The following is a 24,616-nucleotide window of genomic DNA, read 5'->3' as shown; positions in this document are numbered from 1 at the left end:
GATTAGTGAGCCTCCCCCGATGCCCGTTGCAGCAACGCGTCGACGATTCGTTCCATCGCCGCGCTGCGCGAGCCTTTAATTAGAATGGTGGTGTCGCCCGATTCGGCGCGAAGCGCTTCGATCAGGCTGGCTTGATCGGCGAAATGGCGGCCATTGGCACCGAAGGCTGCGACGGCATGCGCCATCAGCGGACCCACGGCATAGAGCGCATCGACCTTGCCGGCGGCATGGGCGCCGACGTCGCGATGGCCCCGCTCGGCCCATTCGCCCAACTCGCCCATATCTCCCAGCACCAGGACGGTGCGGCCGGAGAAGGCGGCGAGTATATCCACTGCCGCACACATGGACAGCGGGTTGGCGTTGTAGCTGTCGTCGATCACCCGCACGCCATTCGGCGCCAGGTCAGCCACGGCGCGGCCCTTGACCGGTTGCAGGGATTCCAGCCCAGCCTTGATCCCGACCAGCGGCACGCCGAGGGCATGCGCGGCGGCGGCGGCAGCCAGGGCATTGGCCACGCTGTGCTCACCGAGCAGGTTGAGCTGGATGCGCACCGCACCGGCAATGCCGGCCAGGGCGAAGCCGGCGCAGCCACGGGCGTCGCGCCACAGCTCGGTGGCATGCACATCGGCTGCCTGGTCGCGCAGGGCGAAGCTCAGCACCTGGCGCCCCTTTGCACGGGCCTGCCAGGTGGCGAAGGCCTTGTCGTCACGATTGAGCACGGCGATGCCCTGCTCGCTCAGGCCTTCGAGAATCTCGCCCTTGGCCTCGACGATCTTCTCCGGACCGCCGAACTCGCCGACATGGGCCAGACCGGCATTGGTGATAATGGCCACCTGCGGCTTGGTCAGACCGACGGTATAGGCGATCTCGCCGACATGATTGGCACCCAGCTCGATCACCGCGCCGACATGCTCGGGGGACAACTCCAGCAGGGTCAGCGGCGCGCCGAGGTCGTTGTTCAGGTTGCCACGGGTGGCCAGCACCGGGCCGCTCAGGCCGGCACGCAGGATGCTGGCGAGCATCTCCTTGACCGTGGTCTTGCCGCTGGAGCCGGTGACGGCAGCCAGCGGCTTGTTAAAGGCTGCGCGATTGAGCCCGCCGAGTTGACCCAGGGCGATGCGGGTGTCATTGACCACCAGTTGCGGCAGCGGCGCATCGGCCACTTCGCGCTGCACCAGGGCGGCGACGGCGCCCTTGGCGGCGACCTCGGCCAGGTAGTTATGGCCATCGAAGTTCGGCCCGACCAGGGCGATGAACAGCTGGCCGGCCTCGATCTTGCGGCTATCGGTGGAAACGGCGGCGAAGGCGACATCGGCACCTACCAGCCGGGCTTCAAGCGCTTGGGCCACTTCGCTCAACAGCAACGGCTTAAGCATGGGCGGCCTCCCAGGCCTGCAGGGCCTTGGTGGTTTCATCCAGGTCAGAGAAGGCATGGCGGGTGCCTGCGATCTCCTGGTAATCCTCGTGGCCCTTGCCGGCCAGCACCACCACATCACCGACCTTGGCGGAGGCGATCAGGCGGGCGATGGCATCGCCACGACCATGGACGAACTCGACGGCCTCGGGCTTGGCGAAGCCGGCGCGGATGTCGGCGAGGATCTGCGCCGGATCTTCCGTGCGCGGGTTGTCGTCGGTGACAAGCACGGCATCGGCCAGACGCTCGGCCACGGCGGCCATCAGCGGGCGCTTGCCACGATCGCGGTCGCCGCCACAGCCGAACAGGCACAGCAGACGGCCGGTGACGTGAGGACGCAGGGCTTCCAGCACTTTCTCCAGGGCATCCGGGGTGTGGGCGTAGTCGACCACCACCAGCGGCTGCTGCTGACCGCCGAAGCGCTGCATACGGCCGACCGGCCCCTGCAGTTGCGGCAGCACGCGGAGGATCTCGTCCAGGCCGTAGCTCAGGCCGAGCAACGCACCGACCACGGCCAGCAGGTTGCTCAGGTTGAAACGACCGAGCAGCGGGCTGCGCAGATGGCCTTCACCCTGCGGAGTGATCAGGCTGGCCTGCACGCCGTGATCGTCGAAGCGGGCCTCGCGGCAGAACAGGTAGGCGGAGGCGTCGCTCAGGCTGTAGCCGACCAGGCGCGACTCACGCTCTTCGCTCGCCAGTTGGCGGCCGAACTCGTCGTCCAGGTTGATCACCCGGCACTTCAGTTCCGGCCAGGCGAACAGCTTGGCCTTGGCCGCGCCATAGGCTTCCATCGAGCCGTGATAGTCGAGGTGGTCGCGGGACAGGTTGGTATACACCGCTACGTCGAAGTCCAGCGCGGCCACACGACCCTGATCCAGGCCATGGGACGACACTTCCATGGCCACGGCGCGGGCACCGGCCTGCTTAAGGTCGGCCAGGGTGGCCTGTACGGCGATCGGGTCCGGCGTGGTGTGGCGGCCGCTCTGCAGCGCATCGAAGAAGCCGGTGCCGAGGGTACCGACGATGCCGCAGCGTTCGCCCAGCAAATCGAGGGCCTGGGCCAGCAGCTGGCTGACACTGGTCTTGCCATTGGTACCGGTGACACCGACCAGGCGCACACCACGGCTCGGCTCGCCATAGAAGCGACCGGCGATGGCCGACAGCTGGCCGGCCAGGCCCTTGATCGGCACCAGCTCGGCGCTGCTCGCGTTCAGGGGGGAAGCGCCTTCGGTCTCATAGGCCACGGCGGTGGCGCCACGGGCGATGGCATCGGCGATGTGGGCGCGACCGTCCTGGGCCAGGCCAGGCACGGCGAGGAACAGGTCACCCGGGCGCACCTTGCGGCTATCCAGGGTCAGTTCACGGATGAGGGTGGCGCCGCTTGCCTGCGGCAGCAGTTGATTGAGGGGCATGGGCATCAGATCCGCCCTCCCGGGTTGGCGGCCGCGTCGGCAGTCTGCGGCTGCGGCGCCGCAGCTGGATCAACTGGCGGCGGCAGGTTGTCTGGAGTGATGTTCATCAGGCGCAGAGAGCCGGCCATCACCTTGCTGAAAACGGGTGCGGAAACCAGGCCGCCGAAGTAACCGTCCTTGCTCGGCTCATCGACCACCACGAACATGGCGATACGCGGATTGGAGCTGGGCGCGAAGCCGGCGAACATCGAACGATAGGCGTTGGCGGTGTAGCCCTTGGTGCCGACGCTGGCCTTGCGCGCAGTGCCGCTCTTGCCGGACACGTGGTAGCCCGGTACCTGGGCGCGGAACACGCCACGCGGCGCCTCGACCACTTGCTGCAGCATGGCCTGCAGGTTCTTGGCCACTTCCGGCGGCACCACCTGGGCACCGACCGGCTTGTGGTCCACGCGAGTCATCGACAGCGGCAGCACCTGACCGTTGTTGGCCAGGGTTGCGTAGGCGTGAGCCATCTGGATAGCGGTCACCGACACGCCGTAGCCGTAGGACAGGGTCGCGGTCTCCGCCTTGCGCCACTCGCGATGGCTGGGCAGCTCGCCGACACGCTCGCCGGGGAAACCGAGGCCGGTGTCCTGGCCAAAGCCGACCTTGCTCATCATGTCGTGGATGGTCGCGCCGCCAATATCGAAGGCGATCTTGCTCATGCCGACGTTGGACGAGTTGATCAGGATGCCGGTCAGGTCGAGGATCGGGCCCTGGGTCTTGGAAACGTCCTTGATGGTGTAGCGCCCGATCTGCAGCGAGCCAGGGTAGACCTCGACTTTATCTTCCGGCTTCCAGCGCCCGGTCTGCAGGGCGGCCGCCATGGAAATCGGCTTGACGGTCGAACCCGGCTCGAACACGTCGATCATGGCGCGGTTGCGCATGGCGGCCGGCTGCAGGTTGCGACGGTTGTTCGGGTTGTAGGACGGCTGATTGACCATGGCGAGGATCTCGCCGGTCTTCACGTCGATCATCACCAGGCTGCCGGCCTTGGCGTTCTGTTCGATCAGAGCGTTGCGCAGCTCGCGGTGGGCCAGATACTGCAGGCGCAGATCGATGGACAGGGCCAGCGCCTTGCCGGCCTTGGCGTTCTGCGCGACCTGTACGTCCTTGATCAGGCGACCGCGACGATCCTTGAGCACCTGGCGCTTGCCCGGCACGCCGGCCAGCCAGTCTTCAAAGGCCAGCTCCACGCCCTCGCGACCACGGTCGTCGACGTCGGTGAAGCCGACCACATGGGCGGTCACTTCACCAGCAGGATAGAAGCGGCGGAATTCTTCCAGACCGTACACGCCCGGAATCTTGAGATCGAGAATGCGCTGGCCCTGCTCAGGGGTCAGGCCGCGCACCAGGTACATGAACTCGCGCTCTTTGGCTTGTTCCAGGCGCTGGGCGAAGGCCTTCGGCTCCTGACCCAGAGCGGCGGCCAGATCACTCCAGCGCTGCGGCGCCTTGGCCAGTTCCTTGCCGTTGGCCCACAGGGTGGTCACCGGGGTGCTGACGGCCAGTGGCTCGCCGTTGCGATCGGTGATCAGGCCGCGGTGCGCCGGAATCGGGATATGCCGAACGCTGCGCGCATCGCCGTGGGCCTGAAGGAAATCGTGGTCGATCACGTGCAGATCGACGATGCGCCAGACGATGGCACCGACCATCAGCGCCAGCAGGGCCAGCACCAGACGGAAGCGCCAGGGATAAAGAGCGCCTTCGAGGCCGATCATGGCGCCACCATCTGGACTTCGGTGGGCTCGGGAATGCGCATCTTCAGCTGGCCGGCGGCGAGGGTCTCGATGCGGCTGTGCGCGGTCCAAGTGCTTTGTTCCAGCACCAGGCGACCCCACTCGGCCTGCACCTTGTCGCGCACGCTCAGCTCGGTATAGAGGGCATTGAGCAACTGGCGATTCCAGTGCGCGCTGTAGGACACGGCGATAGCCGACAGCAGCACGGCGCCGAACAGCAGGGCCAGCAACAGGCTGCCGGGCGGCAGGGGCTTGGCGTACAGGCGGCTCAACGCAGTTTCTCCGCCACGCGCATCACCGCGCTGCGCGAGCGCGGATTGGCTTTCAGTTCCGCCTCGCCAGCGTAGATCGGCTTGCCCAGCAGCTTCAGGCGCGGCTCGAACGCCTTGGGAATGATCGGCAGGTCGCGCGGCAGGTTGTCTGCTTCGCCCTTGGCCTGGCGCCTCATGAACTGTTTGACGATGCGATCTTCCAGCGAATGGAAGCTGATCACCACCAGGCGTCCGCCCACGGCCAGGGTCTCCAGCGCGGCATCGAGACCACGCTCGAGATCGCCCAGCTCGTTGTTGACGTGAATGCGCAGCCCCTGGAAGGCACGGGTCGCCGGGTTCTTACCCTTTTCCCAGGCCGGATTGGCCTCGGTCAGCACGGCTGCCAGGTCGGCGGTGCGCTCGAATGGCTTCTGCTCGCGACGCTCGACCACGGCGCGGGCCATGCGCTTGGCGAAACGCTCCTCGCCGTACTCCTTGAATACCCGGGCGATCTCGTCGGCGCTGGCGGTGGCGATGAACTGGGCGGCGCTGACGCCGGCATCCGGATTCATGCGCATGTCCAGCGGACCGTCGTTAAGGAAGCTGAAGCCGCGCTCGGCGTCGTCCAGCTGCGGCGAGGACACGCCGAGGTCGAGCAGCAGACCGTCGACCTTGCCGACCAGGCCGCGCGCGGCCGCTTCTTCGCCAAGGTCGGCGAAGCTGCGCTGTACAACGACGAAGCGGCCGTCTTCGGCCGCCAGTGCATTTCCGCTTGCGATTGCCAATGGGTCCTTGTCGAACCCAAGCAACCGGCCTTTTGGGCCGAGCCTTTCGAGGATCAGCCGACTGTGCCCGCCCCTCCCGAAAGTGCCATCCAGGTAGCAGCCATCGGCGCGCATGGCGAGGGCCTCGACGGCCTCGTCGAGCAGCACGGTGATGTGGCGGAAGCTGCTGGTCATGGTCACAGGATCAGGTCGCGCAGGTCGTCCGGCAAAGCGCCGGGTTGTTTGATGGCGGCCAGGTCGGCATCTGCAAGCGCGTTCCAGGCATCCTCGTTCCACAGTTGAAATTTGTTCAGTTGGCCGACCAGCATCGCGTGCTTGTCCAGGCCCGCATGCGTGCGCAGACGCGGCGGCACGAGGAAGCGGCCACTGCCGTCCAGCTCGATGTCCACGGCGTTGCCGATCAGCAGGCGCTGCAGGCGGCGGGTTTCTTCACGCAGGGACGGCAGGTCGCGGAGCTTGGCTTCGATCAGCTCCCACTCCGGCAGGGGATAAACGCACAGGCAGGGGTCTACGGCATCGATGGTGACGATGAGCTGGCCAGCACAACGCGAAACGAGCTCGTCACGATACCGGCTCGGCATCGCGAGTCGCCCTTTGGCGTCGAGACTGATGGCGTTAGCTCCACGAAACAAGGCTGCGCTTCCCCACTGTTATTAGCTTTCCATGCCCTTATGACCCACTTTTTTCCACTTTGTGCCACTTCGGCACACTATAGAAACGCGCGCACCCTAGCGTCAAGGCGCGAAAACCAGGAAAAATCCTTATGGGACGGTGATTTAGCAAACTAAGCGAGGCTTTTTCAGGAGCAAAACAGAGGTATTTCGGAGGCGAATTTCTTCAAGTTCATGAAGCTAAACTTCGAACTTAAAGTAATTTCTTAAGAGTAAGAATTTTTCGGTATTGGAAGGCAGAGCAGATAGAAGAGAAAGGAGGAGAGTCGATCTGTAAGCCGGGTTCTGTCGAGGACAGTCATTCCTCTACGACGTACATCACTGCACGCCTCTAGCAACCTACCCGGTTCCAGCGCGGGCCACGCCGATGGAACCCTATTTGGTCTTGCTCCGAGTGGGGTTTGCCTAGCCACGAACTGTTACCAGTCGTGCGGTGCGCTCTTACCGCACCTTTTCACCCTTACCGGCGCCGAAACGCTTAGGCGGTTATTTTCTGTGGCACTTTCCGTAGGCTCGCGCCTCCCAGGCGTTACCTGGCACTCCGCCCTATGGAGCCCGGACTTTCCTCCCCCTTCAATAAAGAAGGCGGCGACTGTCCGATCGACTCTCCGCCGCCAAGGGTAGCGATCCAGGCGACTCAGGACAAGCTCAAGCGTCTTTCTGCCGATCGAGGGCCGCCTGGTACAGCAGGTTCTTGCGCACCCCGGTGATCTCCGCCGCCAGCGCCGCCGCACGCTTGAGCGGCAGCTCGGCCAGCAACAGATCGAGCACCCGCAGGGCCTCGCGACTCACCGCCTCGTCGCCTTCCGGCGCATGCCAACCGGCCACCAGAATCACGCACTCGCCACGCTGCTGATTGCTGTCGGCCGCCACCCAGTCGTGCAGTTCGCCCAGCGGCAGGCCCTTGAGGGTCTCGAAGGTCTTGGTCAGCTCACGACCCAGCACTGCCGGTCGGTCCGCACCGAAGATGTCGCGCATATCGGCGAGGGATTCGAGCAGGCGATGCGGCGCCTCGTAATAGATAAGCGTGCGGCCATCTTCCCTGACCTGCTCCAGGCGGCCACGGCGCCCGACCGTCTTGGCCGGCAGAAAGCCCTCGAAACTGAAACGATCGGACGGCAGCCCGGCCGCCGACAACGCGGCGATCAGCGCGCACGCCCCCGGCACCGGCACTACGCGAATGCCGGCCGCGCGCGCGGCGCGCACCAGATGAAAGCCCGGGTCGGAGATCAGCGGCGTGCCCGCATCGGAGATCAGCGCCACATCCTCGCCCGCCTGCAGGCGGGCGAGGAAACGCCCACCCTGGTCGCGTTCGTTGTGCTCGTGGCAAGCCGCCAGCGGCGTGGCGATGCCGAAGTGCTGCAGCAGGCGCACCGAGTGCCGGGTGTCCTCGGCGGCGATCAGCGCCACCTGGCCGAGGATGCGCAGCGCCCGTGCACTGATGTCATCCAGATTGCCGATGGGCGTGGCGACCACATACAGCGTGCCGACGGCGGCGGGAACAGCGGAAGCACTCACAGGCGCACCTCGATTGCGGAAAGCGCGCATTGTAGCCCGTTTCAAGGCACCGACATCGCGCCTGCCGCGGGGCTTGGGTACAATCCCGCCTTCTTTCTGATCAGTACCAGGAACGTATTAGATGATCGCCTGCCTGCGCCCACTCTCCGCCCTCTGCCTTGCCGGCCTCCTGGCCGCCTGCGCCGGTTCGCCCTCGTCCAGCCTGGGCGAGCTGCCGCGCACCCCTCAGGCCAGCATCGACCAGTTGCTGCAGCAAGCCAGCACCAGCGAGCCGGAGCAAGCCGCCCTGCTGCGTCTGTCTGCAGCCGATCAGGCCTACCGCCAGCAGGACATCGGCCGCGCCACGCGCATCCTCGACGAAATCTCGCTGGACGGTTTGAAACCGGCCCAGCAGGTGTTCGCCGCCACCCTCGATGCCGAACTGGCCATGGCCCGCAACAAGCCGAAGAGCGCGCTCAAGGCCTTGCAGCACCCGAGCCTGGAGCGCCTGAGCGAGCTGCCGGTGGAGCAGCAAATCCGCACCCAACTGGTCCAGGCCCGCGCCCTCGAGGCCGACGGCCAGACCCTGGCCGCCGCCCGTGAGCGCGTGTTCATCGCCCCGCTGCTGTCCGGCGAAGCCGCCAAAACCAACCACGAGGCGATCTGGAGCCTGGTTTCCAGCCTGCCGCAGAGCCAGTTGATCAGCTCCGGCGACAGCGACCTGGACGGCTGGCTGAGCCTGGCCCTGGCCACCAAGAGCGCCGGCACCCCGGACCAGCAGCTGGCCGCCATTGACGACTGGAAGAACCAGCACCCGCAGCACCCGGCCGCCGAGCAACTGCCGCAGGCCCTGAGCAAGCTGAAAGAGCTGGCCGGCCAGCCCCTGCAGAAGATCGCCCTGCTGCTGCCGCAGGACGGCCAACTGGCCTCGGTGGCCCGCGCCCTGCGCGATGGCTTCCTCGCCGCCCACTACCAGGCCCAGCAGGCCGGGCAGAATCCGCCGGAAATCCTGCTGTATGACAGCTCGCGCCTGGCCTCGCTGGACGACTTCTACCGTCAGGCCCAGGCCGACGGCGCGCAACTGGTGGTCGGCCCGTTGGAGAAGCCGCTGGTCAAGCAGCTCAGCGAACGTCCGCAACTGCCGCTGACCACCCTGGCGCTGAACTACAGCGACGCCGGGCGCGAGGCACCTGCTCAGCTGTTCCAGTTCGGCCTGGCTGCCGAAGATGAAGCCCGCGAAGTGGCCCGCCGCGCCTGGGCCGATGGCATGCGCAGCGCCGTGGCCTTGGTACCGCAGGGCGAATGGGGTAATCGCGTGCTGGCCGCCTTCCAGCAGAGCTGGCAGGCCGCCGGCGGCAACCTGATCGCCGCCGAGCATGTCGACCAGCCGGTGGAGCTGGCCCAGCAGATCGCCGATCTGCTCCAACTGCGCCAGAGCGAGGCGCGCGCCAAGCGCCTGCAGAGCACCCTGGGCACCCAGTTGGCCGCCCTGCCGGCGCGCCGCCAGGACATCGACTTCATCTTCCTCGCCGCCACTCCGCAGCAGGCCCAGCAGATCAAGCCGACCCTGGCCTTCCAGTACGCCGGCGACCTGCCGGTATATGCCACCTCGCACCTCTACACCGGCGGGCAGAATCCAGGGCAGTACCAGGACCTGGAAGGCATCCGCTTCTGCGAAACGCCCTGGCTGCTGGACGCCAACGATGCCCTGCGCCAGCAAGTCGACCAGCAATGGCCGCAGGCTGCTGGCAGCCTGGGCCGCCTGTACGCCATGGGCGTCGACGCGTTCCGCCTGGCCCCGCGCCTGAGCCAGCTCAAGGCCCTGCCGGATAGCCAGGTCGAAGGCCTCTCCGGCAACCTGAGCCTGAACCAGGCCCAGCGTGTCGAGCGCCAGTTGCCCTGGGCCGAGTTCCGCAACGGTCAGGTCCAGCGCCTGCCGGACAGCCTCAATTAATTCGCGCCAGGACAGCGGTCGCGCCGCCGAGAACCTGGCGCGCGACCATCTGCAGCAACAGGGTCTGCGCCTGCTGGCGCAGAACTGGAGCTGCCGCGGCGGCGAGCTCGATCTGGTCATGCTCGACGGCGATACAGTAGTATTCGTCGAGGTTCGCTACCGCAAGCACGCCGCCTGGGGTGGCGCACTGGAAAGCGTCGACGCCCGCAAGCGTCAGCGCCTGATTCTCGCCGCCGAGCTGTTCCTGCAGCGTGAGAATCGCTGGGGCAAGCAGCCCTGCCGCTTCGACGTGGTAGCGATAAGCCCAGGCGATTCCGGACTGAACTGGCTACGCAACGCTTTCGAAACGTGAATAGGCCCGATCAAGAATTTCAAGTCGACCCGCGGCGCCGTCTTCAGGTAAAACCCCGCTCATCGCGCGCCACGGCGACTTTCGTCATTTCCGGCTGTCTCAGCCAGCACACCTAAGGTTCCATTCCATGGATATGCAAAACCGCATTCGCCAGATGTTCCAGGCCAGCATCGACACCAAACAGCAGGCCATGGAAGTGCTGGTACCCTTCATCGAGCACGGCAGCCAGGTCATGGTTCATTCGCTGCTCAACGAGGGCAAGATCCTCACCTGCGGCAACGGCGGCTCGGCCGGCGATGCCCAGCACTTCTCCTCGGAGCTGCTCAACCGCTTCGAGCGCGAGCGCCCCAGCCTGCCGGCCATCGCCCTGACCACCGACAGCTCGACCATCACCTCGATCGCCAACGACTACAGCTACAACGAGGTGTTCTCCAAGCAGATCCGCGCCCTCGGCCAGCCCGGCGACGTACTGCTGGCGATATCCACCAGCGGCAACTCGGCCAACGTGATCCAGGCCATCCAGGCCGCTCATGATCGCGAGATGGTGGTCGTCGCCCTGACCGGCCGCGACGGTGGCGGCATGGCCTCGCTGCTGCTGCCGGAGGACGTGGAGATCCGCGTGCCTTCCAAGGTCACCGCGCGCATCCAGGAAGTGCACCTGCTCGCCATCCACTGCCTGTGCGACCTGATTGATCGTCAACTGTTCGGGAGTGAAGAATGACCCGCAATGCCCTGATCCTCGCCACCATCGCCCTGGGCCTGGCCCTCGGCGGCTGCAGCAACCGCAGCATCGGCAACAAGATCGACGACCAGTTCCTCGAGCCCAACGTGGCCAACGCCGTGTCACGCTCGCACCCGGACCTGACCGGCCCGACTTCGCATATCGTGGTCACCAGCTACAACGGTGTGATCCTGCTGGCCGGCCAGACTCCGCGCGCAGACCTGAAAGAGAAAGCAGGTCAGGTTGCCAACGGCGTACAGGGCGTGAAGAAGCTGCACAACGAGATTCAGGTACTGCAGCCCACCAGCGCCCTGGCCCGCAGCAACGACGCGCTGATCACCAGCAAGATCAAGACGATCATGCTGGCCGACAGCAAGGTGCCGAGCGCCAAGGTCAAGGTGGTGACCGAGAACGGCATCGTCTACCTGCTCGGCCTGGTGACTCGCGCCGAGGGCGCAGCCGCCACCAACGTGGTATCGAGCGTGTCCGGCGTGCAGAAGATCGTCACCCTGTACCAATACACCAACTGAGCCGATGGCAGGGGCAACCCTGCGGCGGACATGAAAAAGGCGATCCTCGGATCGCCTTTTTTGTCGCTACTTGACCACCTTCAGACTGGGACGCCCACTGGGCCGTGGCGGCTCGCCGCCGGATGGTCCATCGTCATCGGGCTCCGGCCCTTCTTCCTCGTCATCGTCGACCGGCGGCTCCAGCTCGAAGACCATGCCCTGACCGTTCTCCCGCGCGTAGATCGCCAGCATGGCGCCGGACGGCACGAACAGCGAATGCGCCACGCCACCGAAACGCCCCTCGAAGCTGACCGCCTCGTTATCCATGTGCAGGTTGCGCACGGCGCTGGGCGACACGTTGAGAACGATCTGCCCGTCGTTGGCGTAGCCGGCCGGCACGCGTACGCCAGGGAACTCGGCATTCACCAGCAGATGCGGCGTGCAGTCGTTGTCAACGATCCACTCGTACAGGGCACGTACCAGGTAGGGGCGACTGGAGTTCATATCGGCCTCCTCGGCTCAGCGCATGTCGCGCTCGACGGTGGATAGACTGGCCTGGAAGGCCTCGCTGGCGAACACCCGCTCCATGTAGTCCAGCAGCGGCTTGGCCGGGCGCGGCAGCTCGATACCCAGCTTCGGCAGACGCCACAGGATCGGCAGCAGGCAGCAGTCCACCAGGCTCAGTTCGTCACTGAGGAAGAACGGCTTGTCGGCGAACAGCGGCGAGACACCGGTCAGGCTTTCGCGCAGCTCCTTGCGCGCCACGGCCCGATCCGCTTCCTTGGTACGCGAGTCGAGAATCTGGTCGACCAGCTTGCACCAGTCGCGCTGGATGCGATGCATCAGCAGACGACTCTTGGCCCGGTCCACCGGATACACCGGCAGCAGCGGCGGATGCGGGTAGCGCTCGTCGAGATACTCCATCACCACGGTGGATTCGTACAGGGCCAGGTCACGATCGACCAGTGTCGGCACGCCGCCATACGGGTTGGCCTCGGCCAGCTTGGGCGGGCAGCGCCCGGCCTGGACATCGATGATCTCGGCGCTGACGCCTTTCTCGGCCAGCACCAGTCGCACGCGGTGGGAGTAGTGGTCGGCAGGGTCGGAATAACAGGCCAGCTTATTGGTCGCGGCCATGGCGCCCCTCACTTTTCGAAATGGCAGAAACAGAAAAACGCACGCGCCCTTGAGGGGCGCGTGCGTTTACAACGGTGACGCAGTGTATCAGTGCACGTCCTTCCAGTATTCGCGCTTCAGCAGGTAGGCGAACACGAAGAAGAAGGCCAGATACAGCAGAACGTAAGTGCCGATGCGCTGACTTTCCAGCTTGACCGGGTTGGCCGAGTAGGCGAGGAAGGTCACCAGATTGTGCACCTTCTCGTCGAATTCAGCCTCGGTCAGCGCGCCGGTCTTCGGCACGATGGTCAGCTGGTCGCAAGCCTCGTGAGTGATCGGCGCGCCGGTCAGCGGGTCGTACTGCTTCTTGCCTTCCTCGACCACCTGAACCTGCTTGCAGCCAACGACCTGGCGACCTTGCAGGCCGACCAGCACGTTGGGCATACCGACGTTCGGGAACACCTTGTTGTTGGCACCCAGCGGACGAGTCGGATCCTCGTAGAAGGTGCGCAGGTAGGTGTACAGCCAGTCGGCGCCGCGTACGCGGGCAACCAGGGTCAGGTCGGGCGGGGCAGCGCCGAACCAGGCCTTGGCATCTTCCGGCTTCATGCCGATCTTCATGTGGTCGCCGATCTTGGCACCGGTGAACACCAGGTTCTCCAGCATCAGTTCGTGCGGAATGCCGATGTCATCGGCAACGCGCTCGTAGCGCTGGAACTTGGCGCTGTGGCAGCCCATGCAGTAGTTGGCGAAGGTACGCGCGCCATCCTGCAGAGCAGCCTTGTCGGTCAGGTCGAGGTCAACCTTGTCCAGCTCGACGCCATGGCCGCCAGCGGCAAAGGAGAAGGCCGGCAGAGCAGCGATAACAAATGCAGCAAATAGCTTTTTCATCAGCCAGTCACCCTTTCCGGAACCGGTTTAGTCTTCTCCATCCGGGTGTAGAACGGCATCAGGATGAAGTAGGCGAAATACAGCGCGGTGCAGATCTGCGACAGCAGGGTACGGCCCGGAGTCGGTGCCAGTACGCCCAGCACACCGAGGATCACGAAGGACACGCAGAACACCAGCAGCCAGACCTTGCTCAGCCAGCCCTTGTAGCGCATCGACTTGACCGGGCTACGGTCGAGCCATGGCAGGACGAACAGCACGGCAATGGCGGCGCCCATGGCGATCACGCCCAGCAGCTTGTCCGGCACCGCGCGCAGGATGGCGTAGAAGGGGGTGAAGTACCACACCGGAGCGATGTGCTCTGGGGTCTTGAACGGGTTGGCCTGTTCGAAGTTCGGCTTCTCGAGGAAGTAACCACCCATCTCCGGGAAGAAGAACACGATGGCGCAGAAGACGAACAGGAAGACCACCACGCCGACGATGTCTTTCACGGTGTAGTAGGGGTGGAACGCGATGCCGTCGATCGGCACACCGTTCTCGTCCTTGTTCTTCTTGATGTCGACACCGTCCGGGTTGTTCGAACCGACTTCGTGCAGCGCCAGGATGTGCAGCACGACCAGGCCGAGCAGGACGATCGGCAGAGCGATCACGTGCAGGGCGAAGAAGCGGTTCAGGGTGATGCCGGAAATCAGGTAGTCACCACGGATCCACTGGGTCAGGTCATCGCCGATCACCGGGATGGCACCGAACAGCGAGATGATCACCTGGGCACCCCAGTAGGACATCTGGCCCCACGGCAGCAGATAGCCCATGAAGGCCTCGGCCATCAGGCACAGGTAGATCAGCATGCCGAAGATCCACACCAACTCGCGCGGCTTCTGGTAGGAGCCGTAGAGCAGACCGCGGAACATGTGCAGGTAGACCACCACGAAGAACGCGGAGGCACCGGTGGAGTGCAGGTAGCGGATGATCCAGCCGAACTCCACGTCGCGCATGATGTACTCGACGGAAGCGAAGGCTTCCTCGGCGGACGGGGTGAAGCTCATGGTCAGCCAGATGCCGGTGAGGATCTGGTTGACCAGCACCAGCAGTGCCAGCGAGCCAAAGAAATAGAAGAAGTTGAAGTTCTTCGGAGCGTAATACTTGCTCAGATGGTCTTCCCACATCTTGGTCGCGGGGAAGCGCGCATCGACCCAGGCCATGAATTTTTCCATCATGCTTTCTCCTGGTCCACGCCGATGACGATGACTTCATCGGACTCGTAGGAATGCGGCGGAACCGGCAGGTTCAGCGGCGCGGGCTGGGCCTTGTAGACTCGACCGGCGAGGTCGTAGCGCGAACCGTGGCAGGGGCAGAAGTAACCGCCGACCCACTCCGGACCGAGGTCGGCCGGGGCCACTTCAGGGCGGAAGGACGGCGAGCAGCCCAGGTGGGTGCACAGACCGACCAGCACCAGAATTTCCGGCTTGATCGCGCGAGTCTTCTTGTCGACGTATTCCGGCTGCACGGAGGCGGCGGATTCCGGGTCGGCAACGCTGCCGTCGATCTTGGTCAGGTTGGCCAGGATCTCCTCGGTACGACGCACGATGAATACCGGCTGACCGCGCCATTCGGCGATCATCTGCTGGCCAGGTTCGACCTTGGCGATATTCACTTTCACCGGTGCACCGGCCGCTTTGGCCTTGGCACTGGGGAACCATGACCCCACGAACGGGGTCGCAGCACCCACCGCTCCGGCAGCACCTACCACCGAAGTGGCCGCCACCAGGAAGCGACGCCGGCCTGCATTCACGCCGTCATTGCTCATTCAGTCGTCTCCCATCAGCTTTGTGGCCTGTGGTCAGGCCTCTACTAAGTAATAAATCGGGCCGCACAAAATTTGCCGAATGGTAAAGAAAAGCCCCTTTTCTGACAAGGTAATTACCGGATACAAATTGGTCGCAGGCCTTACAGACCGGGCTTTCCACCAATGCGACAGGTTGTCGCAGAGTAAAAACAGGCAGCAATAAAAAACGCCCAGCTCCGAAGAGTCTGGGCGTCTTTGAACGTAGCAGCGAATTAACGCTTCGAGTACTGCGGACGCTTACGCGCTTTACGCAGACCGACTTTCTTACGTTCTACTTCACGAGCATCGCGAGTCACGAAGCCAGCTTTGCGCAGGGCAGGACGCAGGCCTTCGTCGTAGTCCATCAGAGCACGAGTGATGCCGTGACGGATCGCACCGGCTTGACCGCTGACACCACCACCGAGAACGGTGACGTAGATGTCGAACTTCTCGGTGGTCTCGGTCAGCTCAAGCGGCTGACGCACGACCATGCGAGCGGTTTCGCGACCGAAGAAGGTTTCCAGGGTGCGGTTGTTGATGGAGATCTTGCCAGTGCCCGGACGCAGGAATACGCGTGCGGTAGCGGTCTTGCGACGGCCAGTGCCGTAATTTTGAGTCGCCGACATAATGAACTATTCCGTTAAATCTTCAGTTCTTGGGGCTGCTGAGCGGTGTGCGGGTGAACGGCACCCTTGTACACCTTCAGCTTGCGATACATGTCGCGACCCAGCGGGTTCTTCGGCAGCATGCCTTTGACCGCGGTCTCGATCACGCGCTCGGGGGCCTTGGCGATCAGCTTCTCGAAGCTGATTTCCTTGATGCCACCCGGGAAACCGGAGTGCGAGTAGTACATCTTGTCGGAGGTCTTGGCACCAGTTACACGCACCTGCTCGGCATTGATCACGACGATGTAGTCGCCGGTATCAACGTGCGGGGTGTATTCCGGCTTGTGCTTGCCGCGCAGACGGCTCGCGATTTCGGTGGCCAGACGACCCAGGGTCTGACCTGCAGCGTCGACGACGTACCAGTCGCGCTTAACAGTTTCCGGTTTTGCAGTAAAAGTCTTCATTCGCTATAGCCTCAGGGGCCGCCCTGAAAATAAGACGGCGGATCTTACTGAATAGTGCTTGCTTTGACAAGGTCAAAGACAGCCGGAAACAGACGCTGTCGGGGGCTCGGGTCAGCGCGTCCGCTACGGCGGGGTTTCGGTGGGCTAGGCATCCCCACCTTCCCTCTCGCTTTGGCTAGGCGTGCCATCGAGAGAGCCGCGGAATTATGCCGATTGCTGCGAAAATAGCAACCTGCTTTATGCTTGGCGCTCCCGCTTGAACCAAGGAATCGCACATGGAATACCGTCAACTGGGCCGCAGCGACCTGAGCGTCAGCGCCCTGTGCCTGGGCAGCATGACCTGGGGCGAGCAGAACAGCGAGGCCGAAGGCTTCGCCCAGATCGACTGCGCCCGCGCCGCCGGGATCAACTTCCTCGATACCGCCGAGATGTACCCGGTGCCGCCGCGCGGCGAGACCTACGGAGCCACGGAACGCATTATCGGCAACTACTTCAAGACCCGCGGCAACCGCGCCGACTGGATTCTGGCCAGCAAGGTGGCCGGCCCCGGCAATGGCATCGATTACATCCGCGGCGGCCAGCTCAAGCACAACCGCGCGCATATCAGCGCCGCCGTCGACGAAAGCCTGAGGCGCCTGCAGACCGACTGGATCGACCTGTACCAGCTGCACTGGCCGGAGCGCAGCACCAACTTCTTCGGCCAGCTCGGCTATCGCCATCAGGAGCAGGACTTCACCCCGCTGCAGGAAATCCTCGAAGCCCTCGGCGAGCAGATCAAAGCTGGCAAGATCCGCCATATAGGCCTGTCCAACGAAACGCCCTGGGGCACCATGAAGTTCCTGCAACTGGCCGACAGCCTGGGCCTGGCTCGCGCGGTGTCGATCCAGAACCCCTACAACCTGCTCAACCGCAGCTTCGAGGTGGGCCTGGCGGAAGTAGCGATCCGCGAGCAATGCGGCCTGCTGGCCTACTCGCCCCTGGCGTTCGGCATGCTCTCCGGCAAGTACGCCAATGGCGCCCGCCCAGCCAATGCACGGATCACCCTGTTCAGCCGCTTCTCGCGCTACACCAACCCACAGGCGCAGGCCGCCTGCGACCGTTACGTGCAATTGGCCCGCGAGCACGACCTGGATCCGGCGCAGATGGCGCTGGCCTTCGTCACCCGCCAGCCCTTCGTCACCAGCAACATCATCGGCGCCACCAGCCTGGAACAGCTGGAGAGCAACCTGGGCAGCATCGATCTTCAGCTCTCGGCAGAAGTTCTGGAGGGCATCGAGGCCATCCATCGCGAGCAGCCCAACCCGGCCCCCTGAGGCTCAGCCGAAAAGATCCGGCGTACCCGCCTTGAACGCCGGCATCTCGCCGCGACGCGAAGCCAGCCGATCCGCCAGGCGGGTCGGTTCAGGCAATCGATAGCCACGGCAGCAGGCAAGTACCAGCTCCACCGCAGTGTCCATGCTTACGCGATGCCCGGGCGAGACGATCAGCGGCTTGACCTTGTCCTTGCTGCGCAGCATCCAGCCTACCTGCTCCCCCGCATGCCTGAGCGGCACGCGGGCGCCCTTCTCCTGCGGCAGCTCCGCATGAGTACCGACGAGAATGCTTTTGGCCACGCCAATGGTCGGCAGCCCCGTCACCACGCCCAGGTGCGAGGCGATGCCGAGTCGACGCGGATGGGCGATGCCCAGACCGTCGCAGTAGATCAGATCCGGTATCTGCGGCAGATCGCGCAATGCCTGCAGCAAGGCCGGCAGCTCGCGGAAGGACAACAGCCCCGGAACATACGGCATGCTGGTGGGAATGCGCGCCACGCTATGGGCCATTAGCTGCAAGGTATCAGCATCGAGCAGCATGGCGGCCGCCAGGGTGATACTGCCCTGCTCTTCGAAGCCGACATCGACACCGGCGATGATCCGCGGCGGCGCGAAGTCATCCTCCAGCACCACTCGTTCGGCCAGCGAGCGCTGCAACACGCGCGCCTGCTGCGCGGTACCGTCCCAATCGGCGAAGGGCGATGTATGCATCGGCAGCTCCAATCCCGCAATGGATCGGTAGACCGACACGGAGAGAGGCTGGTTCGCCTGCGACGACCGCAGGCGAACCAGGCGAGGCTTACAGCGAGCGGGAGATGATCTCTTTCATGATCTCGTTGGTACCGGCGTAGATGCGCTGCACCCGCGAGTCGGCCCAGGCGCGGGCGATCGGGTATTCCCACATGTAGCCGTAGCCGCCATGCAACTGCACGCACTCATCGATCACCTTGCACTGCAGGTCGGTACCCCAGTACTTGAGCATCGCCGCGGTCGGCACATCCAGCTTGCCCTGCAGGTGCAGCTCCAGGCAGCGGTCGACGAACACTCGGCCGATCTGCGCCTCGGTGGTCATCTCGGCCAGCTTGAAGCGGGTGTTCTGGAAGTCCGACACGGACTTGCCGAAGGCCTTGCGCTCACGGGTGTAGTCCAGGGTCCACTTGATCGCCGCCTCGGCCGAGGCGATGGCGCCGACGCCCACGGTCAGACGCTCCTGAGGCAGCTCCTGCATCAGGTAGACGAAGCCCATGCCTTCCTTGCCCAGCAGGTTTTCCTTGGGAATGCGCACATCCTGGAAGAACAGCTCGGAGGTGTCCTGGGCCTTCATGCCGACCTTCTCCAGGCGCTTGCCCTTGGAGAAGCCCGGAGTGTTGGCATCCACCAGGAACAGGCTGATGCCCTTGGCGCCGCCCTTGGGATCGGTCTTGGCGACGACTATCACCATGTCGGCCAGCCAGCCGTTGGTGATGAAGGTCTTGGAGCCGTTGATCACATAGTGATCGCCATCCAGCACGGCGGTGGTCTTCACGCCCTGCAGGTCGGAGCCGGTGCCCGGCTCGGTCATGGCAATGGCGGTGACCACTTCGCCGGTCACCATCTTCGGCAGGTAGTGCTGCTTCTGCGCTTCGCTGCCGTAGTGAAGGATGTAGGGCGCGACGATGTCCGAGTGCAGCGAGAATCCGACACCGGACAGGCCGAGGCGCGACTGCTCCTCGATCACCACGGCGCTGTAGAGGAAGTCGGCGCTCATGCCGCCGTATTCCTCGGGGATGTGCGAACAGAGCATGCCGGCGTCACCGGCTTTGTTCCACAGGGCGCGGTCGATGTGACCGTCCTTTTCCCACTGGGCGTGGAAAGGCGCCGCCTCCTGCTCGAAGAACTTGCGCACGGACTCGCGGAACAGCTCGTGCTCGGAGCTGAACAGGGTTCTTGGAATCATTGTTACACCTGCTTCTGAGTGATCGTTGGGTGCCCACACTCTAGGCCAGCGTCGTTGCCAGGGGCACTGGACACATGCGACAAAAAATAAGACGATCCAGCCACCTGATGACCGTTTAATCACTAACAAGAACAACAACCATGTCGCCTACTCGCATCGCCATACTCGCCACCGATGGCGTCTTCGCGGCCACCCTGATGCAGGCCCGGGACTTCTTCCACATGGCCGGGCTGCGCCACGGCAAGCAGCAGGGCCTGGGACCGACCTCGGCGTTCCAGATCCGCGTGGTCAGCCCGGACGGCCAGGCAGTGACCAGCTTTAGCGAGGCGGTGATCCCGGTGGACGGCAGCCTGGGCGAGGCCGAGGTGGTGATCCTGCCGGCGTTCTGGGGCGACTTCGACGTCCTCTGCCAGCACTGCCCCGAGGTCCTGCCCTGGCTACGCGAACGGCATGCCGCCGGCAGCGCCATCTGCGGCGAGGCCACCGGCGTGTTCTGGATGGCCCAGGCCGGACTGCTCGATGGTAAGGAGGCGACCACCTACTGGCGCTTCTTCCGCGAATTCGCCGAACGCTTCCCCAAAGTGCTGCTGAACCAGGACAAGCACCTGTCGGACGCCGACAACCTGTACTGCGCCGGCGGCGTCACCTCGGCCTGCGACCTGTACATCTACCTGATCGAGCGTTACTGCGGCGCCGGCATCGCCCAGGGCGTCTCACGTGACATCCTCTACGAGACACAGCGCAGCTACAGCCCGGGGCGCATCGGCTTCGGCGGGCAGAAGCTGCACCAGGACGTGGCCATTCTGCAGGTACAGCAGTGGCTGGAAGAGCACTTCGCCGAGAAATTCCGCATCGAGGACGTGGCGCGCCAGCACGGCATGAGCATCCGCAACTTCATGCGGCGCTTCCAGGCGGCGACCGGCGACAAGCCCCTGCACTACCTGCAGCGCCTGCGCATCGAGACGGCCAAAGGCCTGCTCAGTGCCACGCGCAAAAGCATCAAGACCATCAGCTACGAAGTCGGTTACGACGACGCCAGCTTCTTCGCCCGCCTGTTCCGCCAGCATGCCGAGCTGTCGCCCAACCAGTACCGCCGCCAGTTCCAGCACAAGGACAGCGCCTGAGCGCAGGCCGCCTGCCTCCTGAAACGCAGAAGGGCTGCCCATGGGCAGCCCTTCTCGTATTACGCACTCGCCTCTGATCAGGGCTTGTGCGGCCGCGAGAGGAACTCGTGCGACTGCATCTCCAGCAAGCGACTGAGGGTGCGCTGGAACTCGAAGCTCAGGCGTCCACCGGTATACAGGTCCTTCAGCTCCACCTCAGCGGAGATGATCAGCTTGACGTTGCGGTCGTAGAACTCGTCCACCAGGTTGATGAAGCGCCGCGCCATGTCGTCCTTGGCCACGCCCATCTGCTCGACGTTGGCCAGGATCACCGCGTGGAAGATCTTGCCCAGCTCGATATAGTCGTTCTGGCTGCGCGGGCCGTCGCACAGCTCGCGGAACTCGAACCAGGCCACGTCGTCGCCCTCCTTGCGCGCCACGATCGGACGGTTCTCGATCATCAGCACCTTGTTCTCTTCCACCTTGCAGTGCTCAGGCAGCAGGCTGTTGAAGCTCTTCTCCAGGCTGATCTCGGCCTCGGCATCCAGCGGCCAGTGAAACAGCTCGGCCTGCTCCAGGGCACGCAGGCGATAGTCCACGCCGCTGTCGACGTTGACCACCTCGGTGTACTGCTTGACCAGAGCGATGGCCGGCAGGAAGCGCGCGCGCTGCAGGCCGTCCTTGTAAAGACCGTCCGGCACGATGTTGGAGGTGGCCACCAGGCTCACGCCATTCTTGAACAGCTCTTCCAGCAGAGTGGCGAGGATCATGGCGTCGGTGATGTCGCTGACGAAGAACTCGTCGAAGCAGATCACCCGCGCCTCTTCGGCGAAGCGCTTGCCGATGATGGTCAGCGGGTTCTTCTCACCCTTGAGGGTGCGCATTTCCTCGTGCACACGCTTCATGAAGCGGTGGAAGTGGGTGCGCATCTTCTGCTCGAACGGCAGCGCCTCGAAGAAAGTATCGACCAGGTAGGTCTTGCCGCGGCCGACGCCGCCCCAGAAGTAGAGACCCTTGACCGGCTCCTGGCGCTTCTTGCCGAACAGCTTGCCGAACAGCCCGGAAGACGCCTGGGAATCCGCCACCAGTTCGTCGTACAGTCGCTGCAGGTGACGCACGGCGTTTTCCTGCGCGGCGTCGTGGAAGAAGTCCGGCCGCTTCAGATCGGCCTGATAACGCTCAAGAGGAGTCATGCTGGGAACTTCGGTAACAAAAACGGGGCGGCCACTTTAGCGACGGCCCCGTTGCTTGGCAATCACGCCGTGCGCTTACTCCTGCGGGGCAAGAGCCTCGCGCAGGCGAGCGATGGCGATATCCAGGGCGGCGGCGTCGGCAAAGGCCGGACTGTCGCCGACCGACTCGCCATCCAGCCACACGGAGAAGGCCTGACCCTCGGCGCGCACATCCAGCGCCTCGCCAGACTGCAGGCGCTTGCTGGCCTGACCGGCGGCCTTGCCGTCGGCAAAGGACTTGGACAGCAGCAGCTGTTCGCCGGCGGCGTCCAGCAGGCGGAAGCGGAAGCTGCCGTCCTCGTCGCGGAAGCTGACGAAGCGCGCGCTCTTGGCCGCTTTCTTCTTCTCGCCACCGGCCACCTGTACCTGCTCGCGGAAGGAACGCAGACCGACCGCCTCGCGCAGCTCGCCGAGGAACGGGGTGGCGATCTTGCGCGCCTTGGCGGCACCAGCCAGGAGGATGTCTTCCAGATCGGCCGGCTTGGAGATCAGCGCGTTGTAGCGTTCGCGGGCCTCGCCCAGCTCATTGTCGAGCAGTTGGAACAGGCGATTCTTCGCCTCTCCCCAGGCCAGGCCGCCTTCCAGCTCGGCACGGAACTCGACCTGCTGCGCCTGGCTGGCGAAGGCCTGATACAGGGTGAACAGGTGCGAGCCGTCGGCATCCTTGGGTTCGCCCGGCGCGCGCGAGTCGGTGACGATGCGCGCGATCGCCTCCTTCAGCTGCTTGGCGGTGCCGAACAACGGAATGGTGTTGTCGTAGCTCTTGCTCATCTTGCGGCCGTCGAGGCCGGGCAGGGTCGCCACTTCTTCCTCGATCACCGCCTCGGGCAGGGTGAACAGTTCCTTGCCCTGACCAAACAGGTGGTTGAAGCGCTGGCCGATATCGCGGGCCATCTCCACGTGCTGGATCTGGTCGCGGCCGACCGGCACCTTGTGCGCGTTGAACATCAGGATGTCCGCCGCCATCAGCACCGGGTAGCTGAACAGGCCCATGGTGATGCCGGCATCCGGGTCCTCGCCCTGCTCGACATTCTTGTCCACCGAGGCCTTGTAGGCGTGGGCGCGGTTGAGCAGGCCCTTGCCGGCAACGCAGGTGAGCAGCCAGCACAGCTCGGGAATCTCGGGGATGTCGGACTGGCGATAGAAGGTCGCCTTGTTCACGTCCAGGCCGAGCGCCAGCCAGGTGGCGGCGATCTCCAGGCGCGAGCGCTGGATACGCGCTGGCTCGTCGCACTTGATCAGCGCGTGGTAATCGGCGAGGAAATAGAAGGAGTCGGCGTCGGCGGCGCGGCTGGCGATGATGGCCGGGCGGATCGCGCCGGCATAGTTACCCAAGTGCGGGGTGCCGGTGGTGGTAATGCCGGTAAGGATACGGGTGGTCATGTTCAGTGATCGCTTCGATTAGAGACGTGGCTGAACCAGGTCTTTGAGTTCCGGCAACTTGCCATGAAAAAAGTGGCCGCATTCTGCCACCTTCAGCAGCTCATGGGCACGGGGAAGCGCTGCCGACCAGGCGTAGACCGCATCGGGATCGACCACCTCGTCCTGCTCCGGCTGCACCACCACCAGTTCGCCGCTCTGAGGCAGGCGCTCGGGAGCCTGCAGGCGATGCACGGCGGGCGCCACCATAAACAGTTTCTCGGTCGCCACGCCCTGGTCTTCCAGACGCCCGGCCAAGGCGCCCGCAACGAAGCCACCGAAGGAAAAGCCAAACAGCGTCAGCGGCAGTTCGGGGTATTGCTCACACAGCCAGCGGGCGACCGCCTCGGCGTCATCCACTTCGCCGGTGCCCATGTCGTGGCTGCCAGCGCTGGCTCCGACACCGCGGTAGTTGAAGCGCAGGGTGTGGTAGCCCATGTCGCGTACCGCGCGCTGCAGGGTGGAGACCACCTTGTTGAGCATGGTGCCGCCCTGCACGGGGTTGGGGTGGCAAATCAGGGCGACGCCGCGGGCATTCGGCACTTCACAGAACAGGGCTTCGAGCTGGCCACAGGGGCCGTCGAGCAGCAGAGGGGTTTCGCGGATCAACAGCAGGAACTCCGTGACCCCGGGCAGGGTCGACACGTCTTGGTTAGGCACATCGCACAACAGGGCTTTGCCGCGGTATACAGCGCCGGCGAGAGCCGCTACCGTAAAACAAAGCCGCTTTCAGAGGAAGGACTCGTGGAACAATCGCTCACCCCCTGGCTGCTGCCCGCCATCGCCCTGCTGGTTGGCGTCGCCATCGGCTTCCTGGCCGCGCGCCTGCTGCCCAACGCAGCACCCAGCCGCACCCAGCGCCAGCTGGACGAAATGCAGCAGCGCTTCGACAGCTACCAGAGCGAAGTGGTGACCCACTTCAACACCACCGCCAGCCTGGTGAAGAAGCTCACCCAGAGCTACCAGGACGTGCAGGAACACCTGTCCCACGGCGCCAACCGCCTGGCCGCCGACGAACTGACCCGCCAGCGCCTGCTGGCCGCCCTCAACACCGACGATGCCAAGGCCCCGCGCGAGCGCCTGACCCCGCCGAAGAGCAACGAGGCGCCCAAGGACTACGCACCGAAGGAACCGGACAGCCCCGGCACCCTGGACGAGACCTTCGGCCTCAAGCGCTGATCGGCAGACATAAAAAAGCCCCGCATTGCGGGGCTTTTTTATGCGTCCGTAGGGCAGGTTATCCCGTCAGCTATCCGTAGAGTGGGCCATGCGCACCTGCCGTGGCCTGTCGCGGCGCGCACAGCGCACCCTACGGCAAGCCGTGAAAACAAAAAGCCCCGCACTAGGCGAGGCTCTTCTTACCGACGTCGC

General features: G+C 64.5%; 26 protein-coding genes and 1 other RNA gene. 7 read left to right on the top strand and 20 right to left on the bottom strand.

Annotated features, from left to right (window positions below; translation table 11 throughout):
* Positions 1-2 precede the first annotated feature (2 nt).
* From IB232_RS19800 to rsmI, 8 genes are all read right to left on the bottom strand, one after another.
* Positions 3-1,376 carry a UDP-N-acetylmuramoyl-tripeptide--D-alanyl-D-alanine ligase gene (locus IB232_RS19800; protein WP_192400283.1) on the bottom strand — a complete coding sequence of 458 codons (1,374 nt, stop codon included), beginning with the start codon at positions 1,374-1,376 and terminating at the stop codon, positions 3-5.
* Positions 1,369-2,832: a UDP-N-acetylmuramoyl-L-alanyl-D-glutamate--2,6-diaminopimelate ligase gene (locus IB232_RS19795; RefSeq protein ID WP_192400282.1), complete on the bottom strand. Its 1,464-nt coding sequence runs from the start codon at positions 2,830-2,832 to the stop codon at positions 1,369-1,371. The genes IB232_RS19800 and IB232_RS19795 overlap by 8 nt, the downstream gene beginning before the upstream one ends.
* On the bottom strand, positions 2,832-4,586 hold the full coding sequence (locus IB232_RS19790; protein ID WP_192400281.1) for a peptidoglycan D,D-transpeptidase FtsI family protein: 1,755 nt from the start codon (positions 4,584-4,586) through the stop codon (positions 2,832-2,834). The genes IB232_RS19795 and IB232_RS19790 overlap by 1 nt, the downstream gene beginning before the upstream one ends.
* Entirely contained in the window at positions 4,583-4,876 is a 294-nt protein-coding gene (ftsL, locus tag IB232_RS19785; protein ID WP_192400280.1) for a cell division protein FtsL, read from the bottom strand. Before ftsL ends, IB232_RS19790 begins: the two co-directional genes overlap by 4 nt.
* Entirely contained in the window at positions 4,873-5,814 is a 942-nt protein-coding gene (gene rsmH / locus IB232_RS19780) for a 16S rRNA (cytosine(1402)-N(4))-methyltransferase RsmH (protein ID WP_192400279.1), read from the bottom strand. The genes ftsL and rsmH overlap by 4 nt, the downstream gene beginning before the upstream one ends.
* 2 nt (positions 5,815-5,816) lie before the next feature.
* The gene (gene mraZ / locus IB232_RS19775) at positions 5,817-6,272 is read right to left on the bottom strand and encodes a division/cell wall cluster transcriptional repressor MraZ (protein WP_192400278.1); all 456 of its coding nucleotides are present in this window, start codon (positions 6,270-6,272) and stop codon (positions 5,817-5,819) included.
* Between the two features lie 297 nt (positions 6,273-6,569).
* Positions 6,570-6,919: RNase P RNA component class A (rnpB, locus tag IB232_RS19770), an RNA gene on the bottom strand.
* Positions 6,920-6,959: 40 nt separating this feature from the next.
* Complete coding sequence (gene rsmI, locus IB232_RS19765) at positions 6,960-7,859, bottom strand: 16S rRNA (cytidine(1402)-2'-O)-methyltransferase (RefSeq protein WP_192400277.1); 900 nt, start codon at positions 7,857-7,859, stop codon at positions 6,960-6,962.
* Between the two features lie 91 nt (positions 7,860-7,950).
* Between rsmI and IB232_RS19760 the strand changes: the two genes are divergently transcribed.
* The 4 genes from IB232_RS19760 to IB232_RS19745 all read left to right on the top strand — a co-directional run bounded on the left by IB232_RS19760 (position 7,951) and on the right by IB232_RS19745 (position 11,365).
* A complete protein-coding gene (locus IB232_RS19760) occupies positions 7,951-9,762 on the top strand; it encodes a penicillin-binding protein activator (protein WP_192400276.1) in 1,812 nt (603 codons plus the stop codon).
* Entirely contained in the window at positions 9,758-10,114 is a 357-nt protein-coding gene (locus tag IB232_RS19755) for a YraN family protein (protein WP_192400327.1), read from the top strand. The genes IB232_RS19760 and IB232_RS19755 overlap by 5 nt, the downstream gene beginning before the upstream one ends.
* Before the next feature lie 127 nt (positions 10,115-10,241).
* Positions 10,242-10,835, top strand: a complete 594-nt coding sequence (locus tag IB232_RS19750) for a phosphoheptose isomerase (protein ID WP_137974915.1) — start codon at positions 10,242-10,244, stop codon at positions 10,833-10,835.
* A complete protein-coding gene (locus IB232_RS19745) occupies positions 10,832-11,365 on the top strand; it encodes a BON domain-containing protein (protein WP_192400275.1) in 534 nt (177 codons plus the stop codon). The genes IB232_RS19750 and IB232_RS19745 overlap by 4 nt, the downstream gene beginning before the upstream one ends.
* A gap of 66 nt (positions 11,366-11,431) precedes the next feature.
* Here the strand turns inward: IB232_RS19745 and IB232_RS19740 are convergent, their stop codons facing one another.
* From IB232_RS19740 to rplM, 7 genes are all read right to left on the bottom strand, one after another.
* Entirely contained in the window at positions 11,432-11,848 is a 417-nt protein-coding gene (locus IB232_RS19740) for a ClpXP protease specificity-enhancing factor (RefSeq protein ID WP_192400274.1), read from the bottom strand.
* A 15-nt stretch (positions 11,849-11,863) separates the two neighbouring features.
* Positions 11,864-12,481, bottom strand: coding sequence for a glutathione S-transferase N-terminal domain-containing protein (locus tag IB232_RS19735; RefSeq protein WP_192400273.1), 618 nt, complete (start codon positions 12,479-12,481; stop codon positions 11,864-11,866).
* Between the two features lie 87 nt (positions 12,482-12,568).
* Positions 12,569-13,351, bottom strand: coding sequence for a cytochrome c1 (locus IB232_RS19730; RefSeq protein WP_192400272.1), 783 nt, complete (start codon positions 13,349-13,351; stop codon positions 12,569-12,571).
* Positions 13,351-14,562 (bottom strand): cytochrome b, encoded by a 1,212-nt coding sequence (locus tag IB232_RS19725; protein ID WP_137975009.1) that lies wholly within the window; start codon positions 14,560-14,562, stop codon positions 13,351-13,353. Before IB232_RS19725 ends, IB232_RS19730 begins: the two co-directional genes overlap by 1 nt.
* Entirely contained in the window at positions 14,562-15,155 is a 594-nt protein-coding gene (gene petA, locus IB232_RS19720) for a ubiquinol-cytochrome c reductase iron-sulfur subunit (RefSeq protein WP_192400271.1), read from the bottom strand. Before petA ends, IB232_RS19725 begins: the two co-directional genes overlap by 1 nt.
* 251 nt (positions 15,156-15,406) lie before the next feature.
* The gene (gene rpsI / locus IB232_RS19715) at positions 15,407-15,799 is read right to left on the bottom strand and encodes a 30S ribosomal protein S9 (RefSeq protein WP_192400270.1); all 393 of its coding nucleotides are present in this window, start codon (positions 15,797-15,799) and stop codon (positions 15,407-15,409) included.
* A 14-nt stretch (positions 15,800-15,813) separates the two neighbouring features.
* A complete protein-coding gene (gene rplM / locus IB232_RS19710; RefSeq protein ID WP_137974922.1) occupies positions 15,814-16,242 on the bottom strand; it encodes a 50S ribosomal protein L13 in 429 nt (142 codons plus the stop codon).
* Between the two features lie 275 nt (positions 16,243-16,517).
* On the opposite strand from rplM, the gene IB232_RS19705 reads away from it, so the two are divergent.
* Entirely contained in the window at positions 16,518-17,555 is a 1,038-nt protein-coding gene (locus tag IB232_RS19705) for an NADP(H)-dependent aldo-keto reductase (protein WP_192400269.1), read from the top strand.
* A gap of 3 nt (positions 17,556-17,558) precedes the next feature.
* On the opposite strand, the gene nfi is transcribed toward IB232_RS19705, so the two are convergent.
* Together nfi and IB232_RS19695 are read right to left on the bottom strand one after the other, a co-directional pair.
* The gene (nfi, locus tag IB232_RS19700; protein ID WP_192400268.1) at positions 17,559-18,266 is read right to left on the bottom strand and encodes a deoxyribonuclease V; all 708 of its coding nucleotides are present in this window, start codon (positions 18,264-18,266) and stop codon (positions 17,559-17,561) included.
* A gap of 88 nt (positions 18,267-18,354) precedes the next feature.
* A complete protein-coding gene (locus IB232_RS19695) occupies positions 18,355-19,491 on the bottom strand; it encodes an acyl-CoA dehydrogenase family protein (RefSeq protein ID WP_192400267.1) in 1,137 nt (378 codons plus the stop codon).
* 221 nt (positions 19,492-19,712) lie between these two features.
* On the opposite strand from IB232_RS19695, the gene IB232_RS19690 reads away from it, so the two are divergent.
* Positions 19,713-20,615: a GlxA family transcriptional regulator gene (locus tag IB232_RS19690; protein WP_192400326.1), complete on the top strand. Its 903-nt coding sequence runs from the start codon at positions 19,713-19,715 to the stop codon at positions 20,613-20,615.
* Between the two features lie 77 nt (positions 20,616-20,692).
* On the opposite strand, the gene zapE is transcribed toward IB232_RS19690, so the two are convergent.
* The 3 genes from zapE to IB232_RS19675 form a co-directional block, all read right to left on the bottom strand.
* Complete coding sequence (zapE, locus tag IB232_RS19685) at positions 20,693-21,787, bottom strand: cell division protein ZapE (protein WP_192400266.1); 1,095 nt, start codon at positions 21,785-21,787, stop codon at positions 20,693-20,695.
* Positions 21,788-21,862: 75 nt separating this feature from the next.
* Positions 21,863-23,209, bottom strand: a complete 1,347-nt coding sequence (locus IB232_RS19680) for a tryptophan--tRNA ligase (protein WP_192400265.1) — start codon at positions 23,207-23,209, stop codon at positions 21,863-21,865.
* 18 nt (positions 23,210-23,227) lie between these two features.
* Entirely contained in the window at positions 23,228-23,857 is a 630-nt protein-coding gene (locus IB232_RS19675) for an alpha/beta hydrolase (RefSeq protein WP_192400325.1), read from the bottom strand.
* Between the two features lie 132 nt (positions 23,858-23,989).
* Between IB232_RS19675 and IB232_RS19670 the strand changes: the two genes are divergently transcribed.
* Positions 23,990-24,424: a YhcB family protein gene (locus IB232_RS19670; protein WP_192400264.1), complete on the top strand. Its 435-nt coding sequence runs from the start codon at positions 23,990-23,992 to the stop codon at positions 24,422-24,424.
* The last annotated feature ends 192 nt before the right edge of the window (positions 24,425-24,616 follow it).

Source organism: Pseudomonas sp. PDM15, from assembly GCF_014851565.1.
Classification (GTDB): Bacteria; Pseudomonadota; Gammaproteobacteria; order Pseudomonadales; family Pseudomonadaceae; genus Aquipseudomonas.
This window is presented reverse-complemented; position numbering and strand designations above follow the sequence as displayed.